The sequence below is a fragment of the Pseudooceanicola sp. NS-SX9 genome (assembly GCF_057380705.1).
Genome location: NZ_CM170818.1, coordinates 2,190,633 through 2,208,450 on the forward strand (window position 1 = coordinate 2,190,633; position 17,818 = coordinate 2,208,450).

The following is a 17,818-nucleotide window of genomic DNA, read 5'->3' on the forward strand; positions in this document are numbered from 1 at the left end:
CATGGCGCCCCGGTCCGCCTTTGCGCGGATCGGGGCCTGTACGCCCTGCGGTCCGGCGCTAACATCCGCGCCGTATCCCGCAGGAGACCCAGATGAAATCCATTCCCTTCGGCCACACGGGCCTGCAGACCTCGCCGGTGATCTTCGGCGGCAATGTCTTTGGCTGGACCGTCGACCAGGCCGGATCCTTCCGGCTGCTCGACCAGATGACCGAGGCCGGGCTGACCACGATCGACACCGCCGATGTCTATTCCGCCTGGGCCGAGGGCAACGAAGGCGGCGAAAGCGAGACGATCATCGGCAACTGGCTGGCCGCCAACCCCGGCAAGCGCGACCGGGTGACGCTGATCACCAAGGTCGGATCCGACATGGGACGCCCCGGCGAAAAGGGCCTGTCGGCCACCTGGATCGAACGCGCGGTAGAGCAGTCCCTGCGCCGCCTGCAGACCGAGGTGATCGACCTTTACCTGTCGCACTGGCCCGACCCCGACACCCGGCACGAGGAAACCCTGTGCGCCTATGACCGCCTGCTGAAGGCCGGCAAGGTGCGCGCCATCGGGGCCTCGAACTATAGCGCGCAGATGATGCAGGCGGCCGATGACGTGGCGCAGGCCAACGGGCTGACGGGCTACAGCGCGCTGCAACCGAAATACAACCTCTGTGCCCGCGACGAATTCGAAGGGGCACTTGCCGATTACTGCACCGCCCATGGCGTGGCGGTCATTCCCTATGCGGCGCTGGCTTCGGGGTTCCTGACCGGCAAGTACCGCAGCAGCGACGACATCCGCGGCGCCCGCGGCGGCAGCGTGTCGAAATACCTGACCCCGCAGGGCCTGGGCATCCTGTCGGTCATGGATGCGATTGCCGCCGAAACCGGCGCCACCCTGGCCGAGATCGCCATCGCCTGGGTCCGCAGCAAGCCCGCGGTGACGGCGCCCATCGCCTCGGCCACCTCCGAGGCGCAGCTGGCCACGCTGATCCGCGCGGCCGAACTGCAGCTGACGCAGGATCAGATGGCCCGCCTTGACGCGACGCTCTGAGGCAGGGCCGCGAAAACCGCTGATGGCGCAAACAGCGTGCGGGGGATTTGAATTGACCCCCCCACGCCGCTCTGCCATGCAGAACTCCCAGAGACAGCAGGATCCCAACGCATGAAGGTCATCATCTGCGGCGCCGGTCAGGTCGGATGGCAGATCGCCCGCCACCTGTCGGGCGAGAAGAACGATGTCACTGTCGTCGACAGCAACCCCGATCTGGTCCGCCGCGCCACAGACACGCTGGACGTGCAGGGCATTGCGGGCTTTGCCTCTTACCCGGACGTGCTGGACCGCGCAGGCGCGCGCGATGCCGACATGATCATCGCTGCGACCTTCTCGGACGAGGTGAACATGGTCACCTGCCAGGTGGCGCATTCGATCTTTTCCGTGCCGCGCAAGATCGCGCGGCTGCGCTCGCGCAGCTATCTGGACGCGATCTATTCCGACCTCTACCGCCGCGATCATCTGCCCATCGACGTGGTGATCAGCCCCGAGCTGGAGGTGGCCGAGGCCGCGCTGCAGCGCCTGTCGGCCCCCGCCGCCTTCGACGTGGAACAGTTCCTGGACGGCAAGGCGCAGCTGCTGGGCATCCAGATCGACGAGGACTGCCCCGTCATCAACACGCCCCTGCGCCAGCTGACGGACCTGTTTTCCACCCTGCGCGCCATCGTGGTGGGCATCCGCCGCGACGGGCGCCTGTTTGCCCCGGAACCGGGCGACCAGATCTTTCCCAAGGATGACTGCTACATCTGCGTGCATGTGGACGACGTGCCCCGCACGATGGAGATCTTCGGCAAGTCGAACCGCCAGCAGGAACGCGTGGTGCTGGTGGGCGGCGGCAACGTCGGCCTGACTGTCGCCCGCGCGCTGGAGGAAAAGGGCCGCCGGGTCCGCGCCAAGGTGATCGAGAAGAACCGCGCCGTGGCCGAACGTGCCGCCGACGGGCTGGAACGGACCATCGTGCTGCATGGCGACGGCCTGGATTCCGCGCTGCTGGCCGAAGCAGGCATCAGCCGCGCCGATGCGATCCTGTGCGTCACCGATGACGACAAGACCAACATGCTGACCGCCGTGCGCGCCAAGAACCTGGGCTGCCCGATGGCGATCGCGCTGATCAACGACCCCACGCTGACCTCGCTGATGGCGCCCTTGGGGATCGATGCCTACATCAACCCGCGCGCCACCACCGTCAGCTCGATCCTGCGGCACATCCGCCATGGCAGGGTGCGCGGCGTCTATTCCATCGGCGATGCCGAGGCCGAGGTGATCGAGGCCGAGGTCCTGTCGACCTCGCCCATGTCGGGCCGTCCGATCCGCGACATCGACTTTCCCGAAGGCGTGCTGGTCGGCGCCGTGATGAAGAACGGCGAGGTCACCAAGCCCACCGCCGACATGATCGTCGACGAGGGCGACACCGTCGTCATCTTCGCCCTGACCCCCGACGTCCACGAAGTGGAGCGCCTGCTGCAGGTCTCCATCGACTACTTCTAGGGCCGGACCCGGACCATGGGCCATCATTCCCAGACCCGCCCCAAGACGATGCGCGACCGCATCGAAAGCCAGCCCCTGTTCCTGGGCGTCACGCTGTCGCTGTGCCTGTCGATGCTGGTGCCGGCCATGGTCGCGCTGGTGCAGGACAACTACCTGGTCGCGCGCAACTTCTTCTATGTTGCCTTCCTGGGATCGACGGCGTCGTTCCTGATCGCGCTGGCGCGCGGCACGCGGCCCTTGATCAACACCGGCCGGGGCGACCTGCACGCCCTCTTGTCGCTGTTCGCGGCCTTCCTGCTGCTGCCGCTGCTGCTGGCGCTGCCGTTTTCCGAAAGCCTGCCCGACACCCGCTTCGTCAATGCCTATGCCGAGATGGTCTCCAGCTTCACCACCACCGGCATGACCTTCTTCGACGACCCCAGGCGGCTGTCGGAACCGCTGCACCTGTGGCGCGCGCAGGTCGCCTGGATGGGTGGTTTCCTGATCTGGATTTCGGCGGCGGCGGTGATGGCGCCGCTGTCGCTGGGCGGTTTCGAGGTCACCACCGCCGGCCGCGACCAGACCGAGATGCGCCTTGACCGGTTCCAGCGTGCCACGGTGATCCGCCGGATGATCCGCGGCGCCCTGCAGCTGCTGCCGATCTACATGGGCCTGACCGGTATCCTGTGGGTGCTGCTGCTGATCGCCGGAGACGACCCGATGGTCGGGCTGATCCATGCGATGTCGACGCTCTCGACCTCGGGGATTTCCTCGATCGGGGGGGTGCAGAATGCCCATTCCGGCTTTGCCGGGGAATTCGTCATCGCGGTCTTCATGCTGTTCGCGCTGTCGCGCATCACATTCACCTCGGACACGGTGACCTCGCGCATCGGGCTGCACCGCGACCCGGAAATGCGGGTGGGGCTGGCGCTGGTGGTGATCGTGCCGCTGCTGCTGTTCCTGCGCCACTGGCTGGGTGCCATCGACGTCAAGGCGAACCAGGACGTCCTGAGTGCTGTCCGCGCCTTCTGGGGGTCGCTGTTCACGGTGCTGTCGTTCCTGACCACCACGGGCTGGGAAAGCGCCGACTGGGACACGGCGCAGAACTGGTCGGGCCTGTCGACGCCGGGCATGATCCTGATGGGGCTGGCGATGATCGGCGGCGGCGTCGCCACCACGGCGGGCGGCGTCAAGCTGCTGCGGGTCTACGCGCTTTACCTCAATGGCCGGCGGGAACTGGACCGGCTGGTGCACCCCTCCTCGATCTCGGGGCATGGGGTGGCGGGACGACGCATCCGCCGCCAGGGCGCCTTCCACGCCTGGGTCTTCTTCATGCTCTTCGCGATCTGCCTCGCCGCCTCGATGGCGCTGCTGTCGCTCTTCGGCATCGGCTTCGAGAACGCCACGGCGCTGTCGGTTGCCGCCCTGTCCAATACCGGCCCGCTGACGGTCTATGGCGGCGCCGAACCGGTGCAGCTGAACCTGCTGTCCCCGGGGGCCAAGGTGGTGCTGTGCGGGATCATGGTGCTGGGCCGGCTGGAGCTGCTGGCGATCATCGCGCTGTTCAACCCGGACTTGTGGCGCGATTAAGGCGCAAAGGCCGCCCACCGGCGCAAAAACCCAACGTCGGGGCTGGAAGTTTCCGAAACCGCCCCTCATAGTTCCGCCAGAATTCGAAAAGCCGCACCAGGCAATAAGAAACAAAAAGGCACAACGAGAATGGCTTCCGACCGACAAAACCTCCAGGACGCATTCCTGAACCACGTCCGCAAGACCAAGGTCCCGGTCACGATCTTCCTCATCAACGGGGTCAAGCTGCAGGGCGTGATCACCTGGTTCGACAACTTCTGCGTCCTGCTGCGCCGCGACGGCCAGGCCCAGCTGGTCTACAAGCACGCGATTTCGACGATCATGCCGTCGCAACCGATCACCCTTTATGAAGGCGACGAGACCAATTGATCGGCCATGAGGCAGCGGACACGCGCGCCTTCGTGATCCACCCTGACATGCGGCGCGACGAAACGCGCCACGCGCCCCGTTTCGCGCTGGCCGAGGCTGTAAGCCTCGCCCATGCGCTGCCGGGGCTCGATGTCGTGGGATCGCAGGTGGTGCGCGTGGCGACCCCGCAACCAAAGACCCTGTTCGGCTCCGGCAAGGTGCAGGAGCTGAAGGAGATGTTCCGCGAGGCCGAGACCGAGCTGGTGCTGATCGACGGCCGCGTCACCCCGGTGCAGCAGCGCAACCTGGAAAAGGAATGGAAGGTCAAGATCCTCGACCGGACCGGCCTGATCCTGGAGATCTTCTCGGACCGCGCCCGCACCCGCGAAGGCGTGCTGCAGGTCGAGATGGCGGCCCTGGCCTACCAGCGCACCCGCCTGGTCCGCGCCTGGACCCACCTGGAACGCCAGCGTGGCGGCCTGGGCTTCGTGGGCGGTCCCGGGGAAACCCAGATCGAGGCCGACCGCCGGGCGATCGACGAACAGCTTGTCCGGCTGCGCCGGCAGCTGGAACAGGTGGTCCGCACCCGCGAGCTGCACCGCGCCGCCCGCGCCAAGACCCCCTTCCCGATCGTCGCGCTGGTGGGCTACACCAACGCCGGGAAATCGACGCTCTTCAACCACCTGACCGGCGCCGACGTGCTGGCCAAGGACATGCTCTTCGCCACCCTCGACCCGACGATGCGCCGCATCGAGCTGGAAAGCGGGACCGAGATCATCATGTCCGACACGGTGGGCTTCATCTCGAACCTGCCAACCCAGCTGGTCGCCGCCTTCCGCGCGACGCTGGAAGAGGTGCTGGAAGCGGACCTGGTCCTGCATGTCCGCGACATCTCGCACCCCGAGAGCGAAGAACAGAAACACGACGTCGAGGACATCCTGACGGATCTGGGCCTGCCCGAGGACGTGCCGCGCCTCGAAGTCTGGAACAAGATCGACCTGCTCCCGGAAGAAGAAGCACCGATCCTGATCCAGCGTGCGCTGCGCGAGGAAAACGTGCTGCCGATCTCGGCAGTCACGGGTCAGGGCCTACCCGAGCTTCTGGCCGAGATCACCCGTGCCCTCGACCCGGCCCGCCACGCGGAAACGGTCACGCTGTCCTGGTCCGACGGCAAGCGCCGCGCCTGGGCCTTCAAGGAAGGCATCGTCCAGGCCGAGCGCCAGACCGAGACGGGTTTCGAGCTCGACGTCCTCTGGACTGCACGCCAGGCCGCGAAGTTCCGCGACCTCTGACCCATTTTCTTGTCCCAAATACCTCCGCCGGAGGCCTGGCGCGGCACCGCCGCGCCAGATCCTGGGGGCGGCCTTAAAAATAGCGCTGCGCGCTATCGCTTCGCGGAAGGTATTTAAGAACAAGAAAATGGAACAAGTGGTCTATTGCCCACCACTCTGCGCCTTCTTTTCCCAGCGGCCGGCTTCCTCGGACCAGTAGATGGCGGCGCAGCCGGCGCCGGTCAGGGCCTTCCATTGCGTGCGGGCATGGGCAGTTGCCGCCTCGTCGCGGCCATCGAAAAGGATGCAGGCACGTTTCAGGGCCGCGATTTCAGGTGCGGTCAGATCGGCGCCGTCGATGGCCATCAGGCAGTCGGGCGAATTGGCAGGCACCCCTTGGGTCAGCAGGATCGGTTGCAGCTCGGCATGGGGACTGCTGTCAAGGCCGTGCGGCAGAAAGGTCTCGTCCGGGCCCAGCCAGAGCTTCTGGTCGAGCCAGTCCAGACGTTCGGCCTCGCGGCCCCGGACCGCCACACGCCAGCCGGCCTGCAACGCGCGGGGGAGCAACGCCTGCAAGGCGCCGTCGACCGAAGAGCGCGTCAGGTGGTAGAAATAGACCTCTCCCATCAGGCTTCGAACCCGTCCTGCACCAGGCGGTTCAGCGCCAGGACGCCCCAGCCTGTTGCACCTGCCGGGGCAAGGCCGGTCTCGGACTTGACCGAGGCGACGCCCGCGATGTCGAGGTGGATCCAGGGGGTTTCGGGGCGCACGAAGCGTTGCAGGTACTGTGCCGCGACACTGGCGCCCGCGGGGCGGCCGCCGACGTTCTTCATGTCGGCCACCCGGCTTTTCAGCGTATCGTCATAGGCCTGGCAAAGCGGCAGGCGCCAGGCGCCCTCGGATTCCGTTGCCGCCGCCTTGAGGAAGGCGTTGCAGAAGCTGTCGGCATTCGAGAAGACGCCGGCGTTTTCATGGCCAAGCGCCACGATGCAGGCGCCGGTCAGCGTTGCCAGATCGATCATGCCTTTCGGGCGGAAGCGTTCCTGCGTGTACCACATCACGTCGCACAGCACGAGGCGGCCTTCGGCATCGGTGTTGATCACCTCGACCGTGTCGCCCTTCATCGTCGTCACCACGTCGCCGGGGCGCACCGCAGTACCCGAGGGCATGTTCTCGACCAGGCCCACCAGGCCCACGACATTGGCGGGCGCCCGACGCAGCGCCAGCGCCTTGAGCGTGCCCGCCACGGTCGCGGCGCCGCCCATGTCCATCGTCATCTCTTCCATTCCCGCTGCGGGCTTGAGGGAAATGCCGCCGGTGTCGAACACCACGCCCTTGCCGACCAGCGCCAGCGGCGCCTCGCCTGCGGGGCCGCCCTTCCACTGCAGCACCACGACCTTGGACGGGCTGGCCGAGCCCTGCCCGACGCACAGCAGCGCCCCCATGCCCAGTTCGGCCAGGCGGGCCTCGTCCAGCACCTCGACCTCAAGGCCAAGGTCCTGCAGCGCCAGAAGCTCTTCGGCGAAGCGGGTGGTGGTCAGCACGTTGGCGGGCGCATTCACCAGGTCGCGGGTCAGGAAGATGCCCTGGGCCAGGGCGAGGATCGTCGCCGGATCGGCCCCCGCATCGCTGGTCATCACCGAAACCACGCCTCGCGGCCGGGCCTTTTCCGTCTTCTGCGCGTCGTAATCATAGGCCCGCAGCAGCAGGCCAAGCGCCAGTTCGGTCACGCCCTGCAGGTTGCCCGCCAGCACCAGCATCCCCGGCGTCCCCAGCAGTTTCGCCAGTGCCCCGCCGGTGCGGCGCAGCAGCGCCGTGTCGGGGCGGCGCGGCAGGATCACGACATCAAGCGCCTCGGCCGCGAGACCGGGGGGGAAGGCCAGGGTGACGATCTCTCCGGGTTTGCGGGCGGCAAAGCCCTCGCTGTCGATCAGGCGTTGCAGGCTCCCCCGCGTCAGCTTGTTGACCCGGCGGGCAACCGCCGACAGGCCGCGTTCGGGATCCAGCACCAGCGCGACGCGGCCCGGGGCATCGGCAATCGCATCGGGATCGGTTTCAGTGAAGGCTAGCTGGATCGGCTGGGTCAAAACGGGGGGGTCCTTGGATGGTCGGCCCGGGCGCGATGCCGGGCAGTGTCGCGACGGAGGCTAGCGCGCCACCGCCACTTTGGCCAGAATGCAGTTTTACCCGCCCGTCAAACCCGCTATCGTGCCCTGACCTGCCCGAGTGCAGGCGGACGGATGCATTCGGGGGCGAAGATTGGCGCGTTTCGACAGATACCTGCTGTCGCAGCTGATGATGCTGTTTGGTTTCTTCACGCTTGTCCTGGTGGCCATCTACTGGATCAACGCCGCGGTGCAGCTGTTCGACCGGCTGCTGGGCGATGGCCAGACGGCCATGGTCTTTCTGGAATATTCCGCGCTGACGCTGCCTGCGGTGATCCGTACGGTGCTGCCGATTTCGGTTTTCGCGGCGGCGGTCTATGTCACCAACCGGCTGTCGTCAGACAGCGAGCTGGTGGTGATGCGCGCCACCGGTTTCTCGCCCTGGCGGCTGGCGCGTCCGGCGCTGGTCTTCGGGCTGATCGCGGCGGCGATGATGTCGCTGCTGACCCATGTTCTGGTGCCGCTCAGCCAGCAGGAAATGCAACGCCGCGACAGCGAGATCGCCCGCAACATCACAGCGCGGATGCTGACCGAGGGGTCCTTCCTGCATCCGACGACCGGCGTCACCTTCTACATCCGCGACATTGCCGATGACGGCACGCTGCACGATGTCTTCCTGTCGGATCGCCGCAACCCCGAGCAGCCGCAGACCTTTACCGCCTCGCGCGCCTATATCGTCAACACCGCCAAGGGCGATGCCACGCCGGCGCCCAAGCTGGTGATGATCGACGGGCTGACGCAATCGCTGGAAAAGGAAACGGGTCGGCTGTTCACCACGCATTTCCAGGACCTGACCTATGACATCGGCAGCTTTATCGGCGATGGCAGCGCGGCCAAGCCGACGATGCGCGGCCTGTCGACCCTGTCGATGCTGAAGGACCCGGACGCCGCCGCGACGCTCAGCGGCAACACCCGCGCCCGCATCCTGCAAGAGGCCCATGGCCGCATCACCCAGGCCCTGCTGTGCATCGGCGCGGCCCTGATCGGCTTTGCGGCGCTGCAGATCGGCGGCTTCAGCCGCTTCGGCGTCTGGAAGCAGATCGGCTTTGCGGTGCTGCTGCTGGTCGTCGTCAAGGGGATCGAGGGCGGCGTCACCGGCCCCGTGCGCAAGGACGGCGACCTGTGGCCGCTTTTGTACCTGCCGTCGCTGCTGTCCTACGTGATCGGCGCGGTGCTGCTGTGGTGGGCCGGACGGCCCGCGCGCATCCGCAACCGCGGCACCGGAGTGCCCGCATGATCCTGCACATCTACTTTGCCCGCCGCTTCCTGCGTTCGTTCCTGCTGATCTTCGGCGTCTTCTTCCTGCTGACCGCCTTCATCGACCTGGTGGAAGAGCTGCGCAAGTTCTCGGATGCGGGCGTCAGCTTTCAGCGCATCCTGGGGCTGACGCTGCTGGCCACGCCGGGGGCGCTTTATGAAATCCTGCCGCTGGTGATGATCCTGTCGACGGTGACGCTGTTTCTGTCACTGGCGCGCTCGTCCGAATTGGTGGTGGTGCGCGCGGCCGGGCGTTCGGCGCTGCGCACGCTGGTTTCGCCGCTGATCGTGGCCTTCCTGCTGGGGGTGGTGATCGTGGGGGTGCTGAACCCGCTGGTGGCCTCGACCTCGCGCGCCTATTCCGAGATCTCGGAGCGTTACCGCGCCGGCGGCAGCGACGTGATGTCGGTATCCTCGGACGGGCTGTGGCTGCGCCAGGGCGATGCCGCCGGACAGACGGTGATCCGCGCCAGCCGCGCCAATGCCCAGGCGACCGAGCTTTACGACGTCACCTTCCTGACCTTCGCGGGCGGCGCCGACGGCCAGGCCCCCAGCCGCCGCATCGAGGCCGAGACCGCCAGCCTGACGAATGGCGCCTGGCAGCTGCGTGGCGTCAAGATCTGGCCGCTGGATGCCGGGTCGAACCCCGAGGCGGGCGCCATGACGCTGCCGCAGTACACGCTGGCCTCGCCGCTGACGGAACAGCGCATCCGCGACAGCTTTGCCGCGCCCTCCTCGATCTCGATCTGGCAGCTGCCCGCCTATATCAAAGAGCTGCATTCGGCCGGCTTCGCGGCGCGGCGCCACCTGGTCTGGTTCCAGATGGAGCTTGCCCGGCCGCTGTTCCTGGTGGCGCTGGTGATGGTCTCCTCTGCCTTCACGATGCGCCCGGCGCGCTTCGGGCGCACCGGGATCGCGGTGCTGGCGACGATCATGCTGGGCTTCTCGCTTTACTACGTTCGGAATTTCGCGCAGGTGCTGGGGGAATCCGGTCAGATCCCGGTGCTTCTGGCCGCCTGGGCGCCCCCGTTCGCCTCATTGCTGCTGGCGACGGGTCTCTTGTTGCAGATGGAGGACGGCTGATGCCGCCAGTACGGGCCGCCGCACGCCGTGGCGCCATTCGCCCCCCCCGCAAGTTCCGCAAGCCGCTGGCCCTGGGCCTGGGGCTGGCCATGGCGCTGGTGTCGGGCGCCCATGCCCAGGACACCGACGGCCCCGCCATGCTGGTGGCCGACAAGATCTACCTGACCGGCAAGAACACCCTGGTCGCCGAAGGCCATGTCGAGGCGCTGAAGGGCGACACCCGCCTGCGCGCCAGCAAGGTGACCTTCGACAAGACCACCGGCAAGCTGACGCTGGTGGGCCCGCTGACGCTGACCCAGGCCGACGGCCAGACCGTCATCGTGGCCGATGGCGGCGCGCTGGACCGCGACATGCAGAACGGGCTGATGAACGGCGCCAAGGTCATGCTGAACCAGCAGGTCGAGCTGGCCGCCGCCCAGGTCGCCCGCGTCGAGGGGCGCTATACCCAGCTTTACCGCACCACCGTGACCTCGTGCCAGGTCTGCGGATCGACCAAGCCGCCGCTGTGGCAGATCCGGGCGGAAAGCGTGGTGCATGACGAAGAGGCGGGGCTGCTGTATTTCGACCACGCCCGGTTCGAGCTGATGGGCGTGCCGCTGCTGTACCTGCCGAAGCTGCGGATGCCCGATCCGACGCAGAAACGCGCCAGCGGCTTCCTGATCCCCGAATTCCGCCGCTCTTCGACGCTGGGGACCGGGTTCTCGTTGCCGTATTTCTACAAGATCAGCGACCAGAGCGACCTGACGCTGACGCCGCTGCTGACCACCAAGACCCGCACGATGCAGTTCAATTACCGCAAGGCCTACCGCACGGGGGCGCTGTCGGTGATCGGGGCGGCCTCGGAGGACGATCTGGGGCGGACCAATTCCGGGCGCGGCTATATCGAGGCGCAGGGCCTGTTCTACATGCCGCGCGACTTCACCCTGTCCTTCGACATCAAGTCGGTGTCGGATTCCTCTTACCTGTCGGACTACGGCTATTCCGACGAGGATCGCCTGCGCAGCGAGATCGCGCTGGACCGCGCCCGGCGTGACGAATGGATCGGCTTTTCGATCGTGCAGTACCGCTCGCTGCGCGAGGACGAGGATTTCAGCACCATCCCGACGCTGATCGGCGATGCGAGCTATGAAAAACGCTATTTCCCGGCCTCGGGGCTGGGCGGAGAGCTGCGCTATGGCGCGGAACTGCACGGGCATTACCGGATCTCCTCCAGCAGCACCCCCGATGCCGAGGGCATCGTCGAGGGCCGTGACGTGATGCGCCTGTCGGTCTATTCCGACTGGCGGCGCAGCTATACCCTGGCCCATGGCCTGCGGATGGAGACGCTGGGCGGCATGGTCGCCGACAGCTTCCGCACCTATGACGACAGCACCCTGCCGACCTCGCAATCGGGGCTGACGCCCTACAGCGCGGTGACGCTGCGCCTGCCGATGGCGCGCGCCAATGCCAACGGCAGCCGCGACGTGATCGAACCGGTGGCGCAGCTGGCCTGGTCGGGCGGCCACAACCTGAACGTCGCCAACGAGGAAAGCACCCGTTCGGAATTCGACGAGGGCAACCTGCTGGGCCTGACCCGCTATGCCGCCCCCGACCGGCGCGAACGCGGCTGGCGCGCCGCCTATGGCATGAGCTGGACGCACGAGACCGCCTCGGACTGGACGCTGCGCGGCGTGGTGGGCCAGGTCTACCAGCAGGAGGTGACGGATTTCACCCGTTCCTCGGGGCTCGATTCCCGCTATTCCGACCTGCTGATCGCCGGTCAGGTGGCGGCACCGCAGGGCTGGACGATCAGTGCCCGCGGGCTTTACGATGCCTCCAAGGACATGCAGGTCGACAAGGCCGAGGCCCTGGCCAGCTGGATGGACACCCGCAACACCCTGACCGCCAGCTATGTCTGGCTGCCGAAGGACGAGGCCGAGGACCGCTATACCGTGCTGTCGCAATGGGGCCTGGACGGCAGCCGCCAGCTGAACGACACTTGGGGTGTTTCGGCCAAGGCGCGCTATGATATCGCGGCCTCGCGGCCGGTGAAGACGGGGCTGGGGGTGACCTGGCGCAACGAATGCGTGCAGGTGGGCGTCGGCATCGAACGCAGCTACGGATCCTCCGACGTGGTGACGCCCTCGACCGACTTCACCTTTACCTTGGGACTGCGCGGTTTCGCCTTCAATGACGCAGGCGGAAGCACGCGCAAGTCTTGCAGTAACTGATTGAGACACGACACCAAAGGGCTATACATGAGCCCGAGCAAGACAGGCCGGGGCCGCCGTCCCGGCGCAGGATAACAAGGGCAGGCAGACATGAGCATCACCGCGACGACGCGCTTCCGTGGCAGATCCCGCGCGGGGTTCCGTGGGCTTTCGCCCCTGGCCCTGGCCGCCGTGCTGGCCCTGGCGCCGCTCGCGCCCCTGCCCGCCGCGGCACAAAGCTTTGGCCCGGCGATCCGTGTCAACGACAAGGTCATCACCCAGTACGAGATCGACCAGCGCGCCCGCCTGCTGACCGTCCTCGGCGCCCCGGGCAATGCCGAAAAGCTGGCCCGTGACGCGCTGATCGACGAAAAGCTGGAACTGGGCGCGGCCGAGAGCTTTAACTTTTCGCTCAGCGATGACCAGCTGAAGCAGGCGATGGCGAATTACGCCGGCCGCACCAAGCTGTCGCTGGATGAATTCCTGAGCCGCCTGAACCAGGCCGGGGTCGACAGCGCCACCTTCCGCGATTTCGTCCGCGCCGGCGCCACCTGGCAGGAACTGGTGCGCGCCCGCTTCCAGTCCAAGATCGACGTGACCGAGGAAGAAGTCGACAATGCCATCGCCGCCCAGGCCAGCCAGGGTGGCGTCAGCGTCGCGATCTCCGAGATCTTCATCCCCACCGGTTCGGATCCGCAGGGCGCCGAAAAACTGGCCGAGCAGATTTCCCAGATCGACTCGGTCGATGCCTTTGCCCAGGCGGCCCGGCAGTATTCGGCCGGCCAGAGCGCCCAGAATGGCGGCAAGGTCGACTGGATGCCGGTGTCGAACCTGCCGCCGGTGCTGCAAGGCCAGATCATGGCGCTGAAACCCGGCGAGGTGACGCCGCCGCTGCAGACCCAGGGCGCCGTGGCGCTGTTCCAGCTGCGCGGCCTGCGCGAAACCGCAGCCCCCAAGCGCAGCTATTCCGAGATCGACTTTGCCCGCTATTACATCCCCGGCGGCCATTCCCCCGAGGCCATGGCCCGGGCTGCGGCCGTAAAGGCCAAGGTCGACACCTGCGACGATCTTTACGGCATCAACAAGGGCCAGCCCGACAAGCTGCTGGACCGCGTCCAGCTGGCGCCCGACAAGATCCCCACGGACGAGGCCGTGGCGCTGGCCAAGCTTGACGACAACGAGATCTCGACCGAGATCACCCGCGACAACGGCCAGACGCTGGAGCTGCTGATGCTGTGCGGTCGCACCCCGGCCGGTGCCAATGGCGAGGTCGACCGCGCCCAGGTGATGAGCCAGCTGAAGGACCGCCAGCTGTCGTCCTATGCTGATGGCTACCTTTCGGAACTGCGCGCGGATGCGCGGATCGTCGAATAACATGGCGGCGATCGACGGGCTGCCGCCCCTGCGCGAGGTCATCTCGACCCATGGCCTCGCGGCGAAGAAATCCCTTGGCCAGAACTTCCTGCTGGACCTGAACCTGACGGCGAAGATCGCCCGCCAGGCCGGTAACCTGTCGGGCTGCGACGTGCTGGAGGTCGGCCCCGGCCCCGGCGGGCTGACCCGCGGGCTGCTGTCGGAAGGCGCGCGCAAGGTTCTGGCCATCGAAAAGGACAGCCGCTGCCTGCCCGCCCTGGCCGAGATCGCCGCGCATTATCCCGGCCGGCTGGAGGTGATCGAGGGCGACGCGCTGGAGATCGACCCGCTGGCGCATCTGACGCCGCCGATCCGCATCGCCGCCAACCTGCCCTATAACGTCGGCACCGAGCTGCTGGTGCGTTGGCTGACGCCGAAGGACTGGCCGCCGTTCTGGGAAAGCCTGACGCTGATGTTCCAGCGCGAGGTTGCCGAACGCATCGTCGCCGCACCCGGATCCAAGGCCTATGGCCGCCTGGCGATCCTATGTGCCTGGCGCGCCGAGGCGCATATCGCGATCTCGCTGCCGCCGGAGGCGTTCACGCCCGCGCCCAAGGTGTCGTCGGCCGTGGTGCATCTGACCGCCCTGCCCGCACCGCGATACCCGGCCGACCCGAAGGTGCTGGAGCGCGTCGTGGCCCAGGCCTTCAACCAGCGGCGCAAGATGCTGCGGGCCGCGCTGAAGGGGCTGGCGCCCGATATCGAGGACCGGCTGCTGGCCTCGGGCATCCAGCCCACCGACCGCGCCGAGACCATCGGCCTGGAGCAGTTCTGCGCCCTTGCGCGCAACGTTTCCGCAAGTTGAAGGCGTGGCGGGGGCGCTGCCCCCATCGGCCTGCGGCCGATCCCCCCGGAGTATTTCCGGCCAGATGATGAAGAACCCCCGAAATGCAGACGGGCGGCCCCCAAGGGACCGCCCGTTTTCATCTCTGCCGAGGCCGGATTATTCGGCGGCTTCGGAGGACGGCTTGTCGCCACCGGGCGCCGCGTCGGTCGCTGCGGGCTTTTTCGCCCGGCTGGAGCTGCTGCGCTTGCGCGGTGCGGGCTTGCTGGCCTTGTCCTCGGGGGTTTCGACCAGCATTGAGCCGTCTTCGTCCGAGCCAGTGTCGATCACGTCATCGGCTGCGGGCTTTGCACGGCTGCGGCGCGGCTTGGGCGCGCCCTTGGGGGCCTCGGGCTTGTCCGCTTCGGTCTTCTCACCCTCGGGCTTGCGAACGCGCAGGCGGGGGCGCGCGGCCTCTTCCTGGGCCGGGGCGACGGCCTCGGGGGCGGGCTGGGCGGGCACGACGGGCTCGGGCTGCGGCTGCGGCGCTTCGGCTGCGGGCTGAGGCTCGGGCTGGTGGGACGGCACAGGGACCGCGGCCTGCGGGCCGCTGCTGTCACGCTCGGGGCGCTGGCCCCGCTCGCGATCGCGATCCGCCTGGCGATTGCGGTTCTCGGATTCCTGCTGTTCGCGACGGGTGTCCTGTTCGCGCTGCGCCTCGCCCAGCATCCGCAGGTAATGTTCCGCGTGCTGGTAGAAGTTTTCCGTGGCAACCCGGTCACCGGACAGCGTGGCGTCACGCGCCAGCTGCAGGTATTTGTCGATGATCTGTTGCGGCGTGCCGCGCACCTTGCCTTCGGGGCCCGAGGAGTCGAACACCCGATTGACAATATTGCCGACAGACCGGTTGCGGGACTTGTTCCGCGAACGTGATTTCGAAGATCTCATAAGGTCAGCTGTCTAGCCTTGAGTTTGTCATGCGTCGCCGCCTCATCCCCGCGGCGCTGGCTTGGCACCGTAAGCTGGAGAGCGGCTCCTGTCTGGCTTGGTTCCGGGGGGCTTGCCTGACTTGGGCGAGCGTCCACATCCCGGTCTCAACTGGAATAAGCATGCCTTGTTGAAGATGACAAGGGGGAAGTGAGAGTTTTAGCCAGATTTGGCGAGATTGCCGCTGCGCTGCGGCCTGCTTGTCCCGTTTGCCGGAACCCGGGGACCGCCGCGTCTATCCGCAGGCGCAGACGACGCGGTCCCTTCCGTCCATGTCGGGGCGGATGCGGATGTTTTCAAGACCTTCCGCCGCCAGAAGCGCGGAAACGGCAGCGCCCTGCCGCCAGCCGATTTCCAGTAGCAGGCGGCCACCGGGGGTCAGGTGGCGGCGCGCGGCCGCGGCGATGCGGCGATAGGGGCCAAGGCCGTCGCCGCCCGGCGTCAGGGCCATATGCGGCTCGTGCAGGACCTCGGGTGAAAGATCGGCCATTTCGGCCTCGGCGATATAGGGCGGGTTCGAGACGATCAGGTCAAAGCGCCCCTCGACGGCCGCGAACCAGTCCGAGGGCAGCAGTTGCGCGCGGGGCGCAACGCCCAGGGCGCGGGCATTGGCCTGTGCGACCTGCAGGGCCTCGGGCGACAGATCGACGCCGGTGCCCCGGGCCTCGGGGCGTTCGGCCAACAGGCTGAGCAGGATGCAGCCCGAGCCCGTCCCCAGGTCGAGAACCGAGCCGAAGGGGGCGGAAAGCGCCTCGGCCACCAGTTCCTCGGTCTCGGGGCGGGGATCGAGGACGGCGGGCGTGACGGCAAAGCGGCGCCCGTAGAACAGGCGCTCTCCGGTGATGTGCGACAGCGGCATGCGGGCGGCGCGGCGGCTCAGCGCGGCATCAAAAGCGGCAAGCTGCGGCGCCGAGAGCTGCGCGGGCATGTCGATCGCCAGACGGTCCGCGGCAATCCCCAGGACATGGGCCAGCAGCCGACGCGCATCGCGCATCGGATCGGGGATGCCGGCCTCGGACAGGCGGGTGGCGGCGGCCTTCAGGGCCAGCGAGGGGCGGCTCATCCCTCAGCCTCGGCCAGAAGCTGGGCCTGATGATCGGCGATCAGCGCGTTGATTACCTCGTCCAGGTCGCCCTGCATCACCTGATCCAGCTTGTAGAGCGTCAGGTTGATGCGGTGATCCGTCATCCTGCCCTGCGGAAAGTTGTACGTGCGGATGCGTTCCGAGCGGTCGCCCGAGCCCACCTGCGCCTTGCGGTCGGCGGCGCGTGCATCGGCGGCCTTCTGGCGCTCCATGTCGAACAGACGGTTGCGCAGCACCTGCATGGCGATCGCGCGGTTCTGGTGCTGGGATTTCTCGGACGAGGTCACGACGATGCCGGTCGGCAGGTGGGTGATCCGCACCGCCGAATCGGTGGTGTTGACATGCTGCCCCCCCGCCCCTGAACTGCGCATGGTGTCGATGCGCAGATCGTTCAGGTCGATCTGGATATCGACCTCCTGCGCTTCGGGCAGGACCGCCACGGTGGCAGCCGAGGTATGGATGCGCCCTCCGCTCTCGGTCTGGGGGACGCGCTGGACGCGGTGCACGCCGCTTTCGAATTTCAGCCGGGCAAAGACCCCCTCGCCCTTGATGGCGGCGGTGACCTCCTTGATGCCGCCCAGTTCGGTCAGCTGCTGCTCGACGATCGCGAAAGACCAACCGTGGCCCTCGGCATAGCGTTGGTACATGCGCAGAAGATCGCCTGCGAAAAGCGCCGCCTCGTCCCCGCCTGTGCCCGGGCGGATCTCGATCATGGCGGGGCGGGCATCGGCAGCATCGCGGGGCAGCAGCGCCAGCTGAAGCTCATGCTCCAGCCCGGGAAGGCGCGCGCGCAGACGCGGCAGCTCCTCCTCGGCCAGGGCCTTCATTTCGGGGTCGCGCAGCATGTCCTCGGCCTCGCGCAGCTCGGCCAGCAGCGTCTGGTAGGCGCGCACGGCCTCGACCACGGGCTTCAGCTCCGCGTATTCGCGGGCAAGGGCTGCGAAATCGCCGCCGCCCCCGGCCATCCGGGCCTCGATGAATTCGTATCGGTCCGTCAGCCGGACCAGCCTGTCTTCGGAAATCATGTCTTGCTGTTTCTCAATCCCGCGCGCGGGTCAAGGGGCGGGCGTGGCAGGGGGCTCTGCCCCCGCCTCCTGCGGAGGCTCCCCCGGAGTATTTCCGGCCAGATGATGAAGAACCCGTTCCCTGTCATCTGGCCAT

General features: G+C 67.3%; 15 protein-coding genes. 10 read left to right on the forward strand and 5 right to left on the reverse strand.

The features are described 5' to 3' along the window. Positions 1 to 92: 92 nt before the first annotated feature. The 5 genes from AC2ITM_RS10485 (at position 93) to hflX (ending at position 5,737) form a co-directional block, all read left to right on the forward strand. On the forward strand, positions 93 to 1,040 hold the full coding sequence (locus AC2ITM_RS10485) for an aldo/keto reductase (RefSeq protein WP_486466594.1): 948 nt from the start codon (positions 93 to 95) through the stop codon (positions 1,038 to 1,040). Between the two features lie 111 nt (positions 1,041 to 1,151). Further along, positions 1,152 to 2,528, forward strand: coding sequence for a Trk system potassium transporter TrkA (gene trkA, locus AC2ITM_RS10490; protein ID WP_486466595.1), 1,377 nt, complete (start codon positions 1,152 to 1,154; stop codon positions 2,526 to 2,528). A 15-nt stretch (positions 2,529 to 2,543) separates the two neighbouring features. Beyond that, positions 2,544 to 4,097, forward strand: a complete 1,554-nt coding sequence (locus tag AC2ITM_RS10495; protein ID WP_486466596.1) for a TrkH family potassium uptake protein — start codon at positions 2,544 to 2,546, stop codon at positions 4,095 to 4,097. 129 nt (positions 4,098 to 4,226) lie between these two features. Then, positions 4,227 to 4,466 carry an RNA chaperone Hfq gene (gene hfq / locus AC2ITM_RS10500; protein ID WP_486466597.1) on the forward strand — a complete coding sequence of 80 codons (240 nt, stop codon included), beginning with the start codon at positions 4,227 to 4,229 and terminating at the stop codon, positions 4,464 to 4,466. Continuing rightward, positions 4,466 to 5,737, forward strand: coding sequence for a GTPase HflX (hflX, locus tag AC2ITM_RS10505; RefSeq protein ID WP_486469418.1), 1,272 nt, complete (start codon positions 4,466 to 4,468; stop codon positions 5,735 to 5,737). The genes hfq and hflX overlap by 1 nt, the downstream gene beginning before the upstream one ends. 141 nt (positions 5,738 to 5,878) lie before the next feature. Here the strand turns inward: hflX and AC2ITM_RS10510 are convergent, their stop codons facing one another. Beyond that, positions 5,879 to 6,343 (reverse strand): DNA polymerase III subunit chi, encoded by a 465-nt coding sequence (locus tag AC2ITM_RS10510; protein WP_486466598.1) that lies wholly within the window; start codon positions 6,341 to 6,343, stop codon positions 5,879 to 5,881. Next, positions 6,343 to 7,803 (reverse strand): leucyl aminopeptidase, encoded by a 1,461-nt coding sequence (locus AC2ITM_RS10515; protein WP_486466599.1) that lies wholly within the window; start codon positions 7,801 to 7,803, stop codon positions 6,343 to 6,345. The genes AC2ITM_RS10510 and AC2ITM_RS10515 overlap by 1 nt, the downstream gene beginning before the upstream one ends. A 172-nt stretch (positions 7,804 to 7,975) precedes the next feature. Here AC2ITM_RS10515 and lptF point away from each other — a divergent pair, with 172 nt between their 5' ends. From lptF to rsmA, 5 genes are all read left to right on the forward strand, one after another. Further along, on the forward strand, positions 7,976 to 9,118 hold the full coding sequence (gene lptF / locus AC2ITM_RS10520) for an LPS export ABC transporter permease LptF (protein WP_486466600.1): 1,143 nt from the start codon (positions 7,976 to 7,978) through the stop codon (positions 9,116 to 9,118). Next, positions 9,115 to 10,221, forward strand: coding sequence for an LPS export ABC transporter permease LptG (lptG, locus tag AC2ITM_RS10525; RefSeq protein ID WP_486466601.1), 1,107 nt, complete (start codon positions 9,115 to 9,117; stop codon positions 10,219 to 10,221). The genes lptF and lptG overlap by 4 nt, the downstream gene beginning before the upstream one ends. Then, positions 10,221 to 12,431 carry an LPS-assembly protein LptD gene (locus tag AC2ITM_RS10530; protein ID WP_486466602.1) on the forward strand — a complete coding sequence of 737 codons (2,211 nt, stop codon included), beginning with the start codon at positions 10,221 to 10,223 and terminating at the stop codon, positions 12,429 to 12,431. Before lptG ends, AC2ITM_RS10530 begins: the two co-directional genes overlap by 1 nt. A gap of 90 nt (positions 12,432 to 12,521) precedes the next feature. Further along, positions 12,522 to 13,784 (forward strand): peptidylprolyl isomerase, encoded by a 1,263-nt coding sequence (locus tag AC2ITM_RS10535; RefSeq protein WP_486466603.1) that lies wholly within the window; start codon positions 12,522 to 12,524, stop codon positions 13,782 to 13,784. Between the two features lies 1 nt (position 13,785). Beyond that, positions 13,786 to 14,628, forward strand: coding sequence for a 16S rRNA (adenine(1518)-N(6)/adenine(1519)-N(6))-dimethyltransferase RsmA (gene rsmA / locus AC2ITM_RS10540; RefSeq protein ID WP_486466604.1), 843 nt, complete (start codon positions 13,786 to 13,788; stop codon positions 14,626 to 14,628). 138 nt (positions 14,629 to 14,766) lie between these two features. On the opposite strand, the gene AC2ITM_RS10545 is transcribed toward rsmA, so the two are convergent. The 3 genes from AC2ITM_RS10545 to prfA all read right to left on the reverse strand — a co-directional run bounded on the left by AC2ITM_RS10545 (position 14,767) and on the right by prfA (position 17,682). Then, positions 14,767 to 15,534 (reverse strand): DUF4167 domain-containing protein, encoded by a 768-nt coding sequence (locus AC2ITM_RS10545; protein ID WP_486466605.1) that lies wholly within the window; start codon positions 15,532 to 15,534, stop codon positions 14,767 to 14,769. 274 nt (positions 15,535 to 15,808) lie between these two features. Continuing rightward, positions 15,809 to 16,636, reverse strand: a complete 828-nt coding sequence (prmC, locus tag AC2ITM_RS10550) for a peptide chain release factor N(5)-glutamine methyltransferase (RefSeq protein ID WP_486466606.1) — start codon at positions 16,634 to 16,636, stop codon at positions 15,809 to 15,811. Continuing rightward, entirely contained in the window at positions 16,633 to 17,682 is a 1,050-nt protein-coding gene (gene prfA / locus AC2ITM_RS10555; RefSeq protein ID WP_486466607.1) for a peptide chain release factor 1, read from the reverse strand. The genes prmC and prfA overlap by 4 nt, the downstream gene beginning before the upstream one ends. Positions 17,683 to 17,818 lie beyond the last annotated feature (136 nt).

What these genes read in the sequence shown, in the direction of transcription:
- AC2ITM_RS10485 (WP_486466594.1), top strand. Translation starts at nt 93, where the DNA reads ATGAAATCCATTCCCTTCGGCCACACGGGCCTGCAGACCTCGCCGGTG.
- trkA (WP_486466595.1), top strand. Translation starts at nt 1,152, where the DNA reads ATGAAGGTCATCATCTGCGGCGCCGGTCAGGTCGGATGGCAGATCGCC.
- AC2ITM_RS10495 (WP_486466596.1), top strand. Translation starts at nt 2,544, where the DNA reads ATGGGCCATCATTCCCAGACCCGCCCCAAGACGATGCGCGACCGCATC.
- hfq (WP_486466597.1), top strand. Translation starts at nt 4,227, where the DNA reads ATGGCTTCCGACCGACAAAACCTCCAGGACGCATTCCTGAACCACGTC.
- AC2ITM_RS10510 (WP_486466598.1), bottom strand. Translation starts at nt 6,343, where the DNA reads ATGGGAGAGGTCTATTTCTACCACCTGACGCGCTCTTCGGTCGACGGC.
- lptG (WP_486466601.1), top strand. Translation starts at nt 9,115, where the DNA reads ATGATCCTGCACATCTACTTTGCCCGCCGCTTCCTGCGTTCGTTCCTG.
- AC2ITM_RS10530 (WP_486466602.1), top strand. Translation starts at nt 10,221, where the DNA reads ATGCCGCCAGTACGGGCCGCCGCACGCCGTGGCGCCATTCGCCCCCCC.
- AC2ITM_RS10535 (WP_486466603.1), top strand. Translation starts at nt 12,522, where the DNA reads ATGAGCATCACCGCGACGACGCGCTTCCGTGGCAGATCCCGCGCGGGG.
- rsmA (WP_486466604.1), top strand. Translation starts at nt 13,786, where the DNA reads ATGGCGGCGATCGACGGGCTGCCGCCCCTGCGCGAGGTCATCTCGACC.
- AC2ITM_RS10545 (WP_486466605.1), bottom strand. Translation starts at nt 15,534, where the DNA reads ATGAGATCTTCGAAATCACGTTCGCGGAACAAGTCCCGCAACCGGTCT.
- prmC (WP_486466606.1), bottom strand. Translation starts at nt 16,636, where the DNA reads ATGAGCCGCCCCTCGCTGGCCCTGAAGGCCGCCGCCACCCGCCTGTCC.
- prfA (WP_486466607.1), bottom strand. Translation starts at nt 17,682, where the DNA reads ATGATTTCCGAAGACAGGCTGGTCCGGCTGACGGACCGATACGAATTC.